This window comes from Youngiibacter fragilis 232.1 (assembly GCF_000495435.3).
Lineage (GTDB): Bacteria > Bacillota > Clostridia > Clostridiales > Clostridiaceae > Youngiibacter > Youngiibacter fragilis.
Map to the genome: position 1 here is coordinate 1 of NZ_AXUN02000003.1, position 8,224 is coordinate 8,224.

General features: G+C 45.5%; 7 protein-coding genes and 1 pseudogene. All 8 read right to left on the reverse strand.

Going from position 1 to position 8,224, the window contains the following annotated elements:
- Positions 1-137: pseudogene (locus T472_RS19475) on the reverse strand (D-2-hydroxyacid dehydrogenase); the annotation flags it as partial.
- 105 nt (positions 138-242) lie between these two features.
- Positions 243-1,073, reverse strand: a complete 831-nt coding sequence (locus tag T472_RS00270) for a class I fructose-bisphosphate aldolase (RefSeq protein WP_023385493.1) — start codon at positions 1,071-1,073, stop codon at positions 243-245.
- A 49-nt stretch (positions 1,074-1,122) separates the two neighbouring features.
- Positions 1,123-2,160 (reverse strand): zinc-dependent dehydrogenase, encoded by a 1,038-nt coding sequence (locus tag T472_RS00275; RefSeq protein WP_023385490.1) that lies wholly within the window; start codon positions 2,158-2,160, stop codon positions 1,123-1,125.
- Positions 2,161-2,410: 250 nt separating this feature from the next.
- Positions 2,411-3,922: a xylulokinase gene (locus tag T472_RS00280; protein WP_023385488.1), complete on the reverse strand. Its 1,512-nt coding sequence runs from the start codon at positions 3,920-3,922 to the stop codon at positions 2,411-2,413.
- A gap of 45 nt (positions 3,923-3,967) precedes the next feature.
- A complete protein-coding gene (locus tag T472_RS00285) occupies positions 3,968-4,735 on the reverse strand; it encodes a DeoR/GlpR family DNA-binding transcription regulator (RefSeq protein ID WP_023385485.1) in 768 nt (255 codons plus the stop codon).
- A 99-nt stretch (positions 4,736-4,834) separates the two neighbouring features.
- A complete protein-coding gene (locus T472_RS00290) occupies positions 4,835-6,115 on the reverse strand; it encodes a TRAP transporter large permease (RefSeq protein WP_023385483.1) in 1,281 nt (426 codons plus the stop codon).
- Positions 6,112-6,669 carry a TRAP transporter small permease gene (locus T472_RS00295; protein ID WP_023385480.1) on the reverse strand — a complete coding sequence of 186 codons (558 nt, stop codon included), beginning with the start codon at positions 6,667-6,669 and terminating at the stop codon, positions 6,112-6,114. The genes T472_RS00290 and T472_RS00295 overlap by 4 nt, the downstream gene beginning before the upstream one ends.
- Positions 6,670-6,743: 74 nt before the next feature.
- Positions 6,744-7,793: a DctP family TRAP transporter solute-binding subunit gene (locus tag T472_RS00300; RefSeq protein WP_023385478.1), complete on the reverse strand. Its 1,050-nt coding sequence runs from the start codon at positions 7,791-7,793 to the stop codon at positions 6,744-6,746.
- Positions 7,794-8,224 lie beyond the last annotated feature (431 nt).

Sequence of the window (8,224 nt, forward strand, 5' to 3'; positions counted from 1 at the left end):
TCTGCATCGCCGATCCTCTCGACAATCATCTCAACTGGTGTCCTGTCATATACCGTCACCTCTCCAAGCTTTTCAAAGCCTTCCCATGAAAGGTCACCGGGGTTTTCGGTGTATCCGTCAAGTATCACTATCTTCATATTTCCTTACCTCACTCTTCAAAAATATCCCTACAGCTATTATAGCCCATTTACGCAGAATGTATCAAACAACAGCCTTATCGGATATCCTTGATGTCATCGCTTCTAGTAGTTCGCGTAATCCTTGTCGTTCTCAAGCTGCATAAGAAGTTCCTTAGCATCCTTTACGCTGTAGTTCTCATGGATGATCTTCCTGAGTACCACTACAAGTGCTGTCACATCGTCATATTCCCATACGAATCTTCCCATTGTCACTCCGCCAACTCCGCAGTCAAGGGCATCCCTTGTCATCTGAAGATAATCGTCAAGTGTTTTGCAGGTATCTCCTCCCTGGATGACTACTCTTGCAGGGCATGATTCAATTACCATATGCATGCTCTCCATATCTCCGGTGTAGGTAGTCTTGATGATATCTACGCCAAGCTCAGCACCTGCTCTTACGCAGTATGCAATGTTTTCCCACTTTGTCCTGTCTTCAGGTGCAACTGATTCTCCCTTTGGATATATGTGACCAATAAGAGGCATTCCAAGGCTCATGCACTGCTTTGACATCATTCCGATGTCATGGATCTGCTGTGCCTGGAAGTCTCCAAGCATCATGGCTCCTATTGATACTGCGTCAGCACCCATCCTGACTCCCTCTTCAGCATCTCCAAACAATACATCAGATGTCGGGTTGACAGGTGAGTAGCTGGAGCTCTTGAGAAGAAGTGAAGCCTTTCCAGCATGCTTAGGCCAGCAAAGCTCTGCTATTCCCTTTGTCATTGTTATTGCATCGGGTCTACCTGCCACTATCTTGTCTATTGTCGCCTGTATCGGAATAAGACCTGTCATGATCCCTCTCGAAAACGAGTGGTCCACTGTGATCGCCATCATCTTGTCGCTCTTAGGATTTACCAGTCTGCTCATTCTTACCGCTTTTCCAAGCATTGCCATTATATTTCCCTCCAAAATCTTTTTATCATTTTTGACATTGAACCTTTTCTTATGCCTCTATCATTATCTTCAGGCCTGACCCATCAAGGAACTTCTCGTAAGCTGCCTTGAAATCGTCCAGCTTGTATACATGGGTTGCAATTTCATCAAGGTCGATCTTCCCCGTCTTGACCATTTCTGCAGCCGCAAGATAATCGCTTCTCTTGTATGCGGTTGATCCGCAGATATTGAGCTCGTTGTAGTGTATGGTGTTTGCACTCATCTGACTCATGCCATCTCCGGCAAATCCGGCAAACAGACATACTGTTCCACCCTTTTTTGCAAGGTTTATGGTTGAGTTCAGTATCGAAGGTACACCTATCGCTACGATTATGACATCCACACCGAGACCATCGGTCTCTCGCATGACTATCTCGTTAAGGTTCTCGGATGTAGGGTCTACGATGACATCTGCACCGAGTGTCTTCGCCTTGTCCCTTCTCATCTGGTTTGGTTCGCTTATTATTACCTTGCTTGCTCCTGCAATCTTTGAGAGCTGGAGGTGCATGAGTCCTATTGGACCTGCTCCAACCACAAGTACTGTGTCATTGAATCCTGTCCCTGCATTCACCATGCCTCTTATGCAGCATGCCAGAGGTTCAATAAGGGCTCCTGCAGTGCTTGAAACATGGTCAGGCATCTTTACCACATTACCTGCCTGGATCGCGATTCCAGGAATTGCCAGGTATTCCTCGAATCCGCCGTCAAACTGGTAGCCTATGGCCTGTCTGTTGAGGCATGCATTTTCACGTCCGTTGAGACAGCTTGAGCAGGAACCGCATGGAATGACGTTTGCTATAGCTACCCTTTCACCAACCGCAAATCCCTTGACCTCAGAGCCAACCTCTGAAATAACTCCGCAGATCTCATGTCCTATGACTGATGGATATCTTACATCCTTAGTCTTCTTACCTTCAAGTATCCTTATGTCAGTACCGCAGATAGCCGCTTTTTCCATCTTTACAAGAAGTTCATCCGCCTTGATGACAGGCATCGGGATATCCTTCGTCGAAAACATGTTAGGTCCTTCCAAAATTACTGCTTTCATTAATTTACCTCCATAGACAGTTCATAAATAACAGCTCAGATCTTATTATCGCTCGACTTGATTCAATTATACCGCATGTTACAGATTTTACAATCGTTTTTGACTAATTAAATTCATATTCATTCAATATAGTTCAGATTTTAAGTCATTTTTTGCCTGAAGCATTAAATTTTGGCAAATAAAATTGAGCTGTTAAGTGCTCAAGCATCGCCATTCAAATTTTTGAACATTTTATTTCATGCTGAAATGCTTATTGCACAGCAATCTTCATGCAAAGCCTGTCCTTGTGCATCAGTTTGTCAAGAGCAGGATATAGTTCCTTGTATATGTCGTAATTACATCGGTATTGTTCTTCATTGATCCCCACAGGCACAACCTCGTGCATCAGGTTGCTGCAGGTGGGAACCGATTCAATTGTATGGTGTCCTGATGCTATAGCACCCAGCATCGCAGCTCCGAATGCAGATGAATTAGGGGCTTCAACAGTATTGAACGGTATCCCGAAAAGGTCCGCCCTTATGCTCAGTGCAAGTTCGCTGCTTGACGCCCCGCCAACGCACTTCACGCTATCAGGTTCGATGTTCCATCTTTCCCTTGCTATGTTGTATAACTGGTACATCCCATATGCCGAGCTCTCATATACCGCCCTGACGAGGTCCGCCTTCCTTGTCTTGAGGCCAAGTCCGAAGAACACTCCGCAGGTATCAGAGTCGAATACAGGGCTTCTTTCACCGGAAAGGTATGGCAGGAACACTACACCATTGGCTCCTGGTATTGAAGTCCAGCCAGCCTGTTCAATCTCCTCCACGCAGGTAAGCTCAGTGAACACATCGTTGATCAGCCAGTTTATTGCCGCTCCGGTTGTAGACATCGCACCGTGGGCAAGCCACAATCCCGGAATGACATGGCTCCTGTTCATGAACGCCTTATCAAATACCGGCTTATCAAGGCATACGGTGAAAACGCCTGAAGTCCCAAGGCTTTCGAAAACATCACCCTGCTTCGTAATCCCAAGCCCGAAGCTCGACGCCGCAGTGTCAGCGCTTCCGACCGCCACAGCTACATTGCTGTTAAGTCCTGTGATAAGGGCCATTTCCGGTGTCAGGGTCCCGACACGCTCATAGGGAGTGATTATAGGGGGAAGCAGATCCCTGTCGACCCCAAAGGCTTCAAGCAAAGAATCATCCCAATCCTTTGGATTTCTGATATCAACCATACCGGAGTAGGATGCTACTGTCGGGTCAGCGTAGAGGTTGCCCGTAAACTTTGCTGCAAGAAATGAATTGAGGTATGCAAATTTGTGCACTCTCTCCCACACCTTCGGTTCATTTTCCCTTACCCATTCCATAAGGGCAGCTGAGCAGGTGGACGAGCTTGGATTGTTGCCTGTTCTCCTGAAGTACTCATCCTTGCCACCGATTCTCTCAACATATTTGGATACTATCTCCGTGCTGCGGTTATCAAGATATAGTATGGCCGGAAGAAGCGGAGTCATTTCCCTATCCAGAAACATTACGGTAGGCGATGTTACGCTGAAGCTTATTGAAGCGATGTCCGCTTCGTAGCCTCTTGATGCGATTCTTACAAGTGCAATCAATGTGTCGAAAAGGTTCATGGCATCGAGTTCAAGATGTCCGTCATCGGATTTCATTATCGCTGAATCCTCTATGACCTGTTTGACCAGGCTGCCTTCATGACTGAAGAGACACGCCTTGATCTTGCTTGTTCCGATGTCAATGCCCATGTATACGGGTGTTTGCATAACGCACCTCCATGTGTCGCAATTTGTACCGGTGCGGTAATCAGACTAGACTGTCACTACCTCAACACCGGCTTCCATGAATTTTTTCCTGCTGCCATCACTTATCCCTGTATCTGTAACAAGTATGTCTATCATGTCAGCACTGGCAACCGAGACCATTCCAGTCAGTCCAACCTTACTGCTGTCTGTTACGCATATCAGCTGATGGCTTATTTCGATCATCTTCTTGGTTGCAGGTATGGCATCATAATCGTGCTTTGTTATTCCTTCCTTATAGGTCAGGCCGCTTGCTCCGACCACACAGGCTTCTGCATGAAGCCCCTCCAGGGACTTCAGCGCCAGCTCTCCATAAAGGTTGCCGGCATCAGTCTTCAGCACTCCCCCGATTAGGATAACATCGATGTTCTCTCTTCCCCTCAGTACATTCGCTATATCCAGGCTGTCAGTTATGACCCTCAGAAGCCTTGATGGCCTTAGGTTCCGTGCAACAGCAAGTGTTGTGGTTCCAGTGTCAAGGACTATGCATGCCGCATCCTGAACGAGGCCGGCCACATACTGCCCTATCCGCTCCTTCTCTTCGACGTATCTTTCAGACCTTGAGGTGTAAGTCATCTCTTCGGTCCTGAACTGGCTTCCAAGTACGACAGCACCACCATGGGTACGCTGTATCTTACCTTCAGCCTCGAGCTCAATCAGGTCCCTGCGCACAGTAGATATCGATGAATTCAGTATCTTCACCAATTCGCCTATCGATATGTACTTGTTCTTTTCCATTTCCCTGATTATTATTTCGTGGCGCTCCGCAGCTATCATACTTTTACTCCTCCCAAATTTCCATTTAGTGTCCTATCTAAAATATATGCTTTATCTTCCAACTATCCAAGACCTGAACGGAAAAATCCAGGAATATTCTTAAATCGAGAACAGGAGATTTAGCGGTCCTGTTATGATTACCGGGAAAATGGCCAGAATCACAAGAGATAGGATCAATATTACTATCCATGGTATAAGCTTTGGAACTATCTGTTCAAGTCTGAGACCGGTAACACTTGTAGCTGCATAGAGGCATACTCCGACTGGTGGTGTTATAAGTCCAAGGGCCAGTGAAAGCACAAGGAATACAACGAAGAACAGGGGGTCCACACCGACTGAGGTTACAGCAGGCAATAGGATCGGTACCACTATGTATATTGCAGCGGTAGCATCCATGATCATGCCTACAATAACAAGGAAAGCCAGCACTACAAGCATTATCAGAATCGGATTCGAAGTGAGGCTGGTTATCGATGTTGCTATCTTTGCCGGAAGACCATCAAACTCGAATATCCAGTTTGCTGACTTTGCGGTGACTGCAATGAACAGTATCGTACCAGTTGTCTTGGTGGTATTGATAAGAAGCCTTGGTATGTTCTTAAGTGTAAGGCCCTTGTATATTGTGAGTGATATTATTGTAGAGTATACAACCGCTATCGCAGCCGCTTCGGTAGGCGTAACAATTCCCGTGAACATTCCGATCAGGATTATGACAGGAACCAGCATGGCCGGTATCGAAACGAAAAGGCTCTTGAAGAATATCTCAAGGCTGAATTTCGACTTGTCGCCAATCTTATGCTTCTTGCAGTAGAGATGGTTATAGACCATAAAGACCACCGCAATCATGATCCCCGGTATGACACCGCCTACAAGTGCTTTTCCCACTGATACATTTGCAACTGAAGCTGCAACAATCATAAGGATGCTTGGTGGGATCATAGTGGCAAGTGTCGAGGTCGCAACTGTAATTGCAGCAGAATATTCCTTGTCATAGCCACGTTTTTCCATGGCACTCATTTCAAGCACTCCAAGCCCCGCAACATCGGCAACTGAAGATCCGGACATTCCTGCAAATATGAGGCTGGTTACTATGTTGACATGACCGAGTCCGCCAGGCATCCAGCCTACCATTGAATTTGCAAAGTTGAATATCTTGTCTCCGACACCACCCTTGTCCATTATGTTTCCAGCAAGTATGAACAGAGGAACCGCAACCATTATGAAACTGTTCATGGAGCTGAACATGGACTGGGAGATAAGTGTCAGCGGTATGTCAGAGAAAAGAGCCAGAGTGAGGACGCTTGAAAAGCCAAGCGATACCGCAACGGGTATGCCAAGGAACATCAGTATGAAGAACAATGCTATAAGAAATATGCTCATTGGTTTACCTCCGCCTTTGGTTTTACAAGACTTTCAATGTCTACGGTATGCGGGTGCAGTATCAGGGACTCAAGCAATCCAATTACGCACAGCACACCTGACACCGGAACGCTTGCACCGATTATCCACATGGGGATCATAAGAGCCGAGCCCATCTCGTTCATGTTGACCTGCTGCATCATCAGCTGGAATCCATATACGATCATGAATCCGAAAAATATCAGCGAGAATATTGTATATGTCCATTTGCTGATCTTTTTTATGATGGGGGGTGCATAGCCAACCATTATGGTAACTCTGGCTGATTCGGAATTTCGGAAGCCCATCCCTATACCGAGGAAAATGATCCATATGAATATGAACCTGGTGCCCTCTTCTGTCCAGGGGGCAGGATTACCCAGTACTCTTCCGAGTATCTGGATTATTACTGTGACCACAATGGCACCTGCTGCAATTCCTGCTAAAGCATCGACTATCTTGTTCAAGACGCCGACGAACTTGCCAAAACCTGCCTTCCAGGAGCCCTGATTGCTTTTTTCTTTCACGTCGTTCATCATATTCTCCTTAAATGAAGCGCAAGCCATAAGATATTCATTTATCATATGGCTTGCGTCAGAGTACCTATTGCTTATTTCTTGCCTACGAACTCAAGTGTCTTGTTGAAGAATGCCTCATCGCCTACCAGTTCCTTGAAGGTCGGGTAAAGCTTCTTTGATACATCTACGAACTGCTGCTGCTGTTCAGCTGTGATCTTGTTAAGTGCCATTCCCTTTGAAACAAGTGTATCTATCGCCGTCTGGTCCTGCTTGCTGTCGTAATCAACCTTCCAGCCCTGCATTTCCATTGTAACATCCTCAAGTACCTTCTTCTGCGCGTCGGAAAGCTCGCCGTATTTCTTGGTGTTGACTCCGACTATCCAGCCATCAGCCATGTGGTTTGTAACTGATATGTACTTCTGGACTTCATAGAACTTTGCTGATACAGGAACATCCACTGGATTTTCCTGGCCATCTATGGTCTTGAGCTGAAGTGCGTTATAAACTTCTCCGAATGCCATTGGTGTAGGTATCGCTCCTGCTTCCTTGAAGAAATTGACCCACAGCGGGTTATTCGGTACTCTAAGTTTTACTCCGGCAAGGTCTGCTGGAACTGTTATCGGTCTTACAGCATTTGTTATCTGCCTGAAGCTCCTTGTCCAGTATCCAAGACCTGTAATTCCCATACTGTCTATGCTTCCAAGAAGCTCCTTACCAGTGTCGCTGTTAAGGTAATCTGTGAATTGCCTCGTATCGTCAAAAAGGTAAGGTATGCTTATGGCATTGAACTTCTTCTCAAAATTAGCATAAAGCGAAGTGGAAAGCACCAGCATGTCCAGTGCTCCTGATCCAAGCTGCTTAACAGCTGCGCTTGGGTCTGCACCATATAGCGATCCGTTTGGATATACCTTGATCTTAATCGAACCGTTGCTCTTCTCAAGCACCTTCTTAGCAAACTCATTTGCAGCTACTGTTACAGAAGATGTATCCGGGTCTGGAGTAGACAATGTGAATTCTATGGTCTTTTCGGTAGGAGCTGCTGTAGTACCGGTTGTTGTCGGAGTTGTCGGCGTCTTCGAACCACATGCGGCAAGTGAAACGGTGAGCATCGCAGCAAGAACAGCACTAAAAATTTTCTTCAATTTTGTTTCCCCCTTGATTTTTGATCGATAAACGAAAGCTACAGCGGACCTTATCCTCTTTTGAACACACCTTTCAAACTTATGTTGCTATGAGTCTACTGTCATTTAGTGAATACATTCGAGCGACATCACTTAATTGTTTGCTGTTTTTTGAACGATTATCTCTACTACTTGCTATTATACACAATTAAATAACGTTTTCAAGCACTATATCATTTAAAATTGTTCATTTTCGTTTAATTTTTTCTATTTGAAAACGATTATCAACCCAGCCCCCTGGTTCTACTATGTTTAATCAGATTAAATTATCACACTATAATGAATGTACTGCAATCATCATAAGAGTCATCACTTCCATTCAATGAAAAAAAGAAGCATGCCAGGTAATGGGCAATGCTTCTCAAAGAGGGTTTTCACAGAGGTAAAACTGT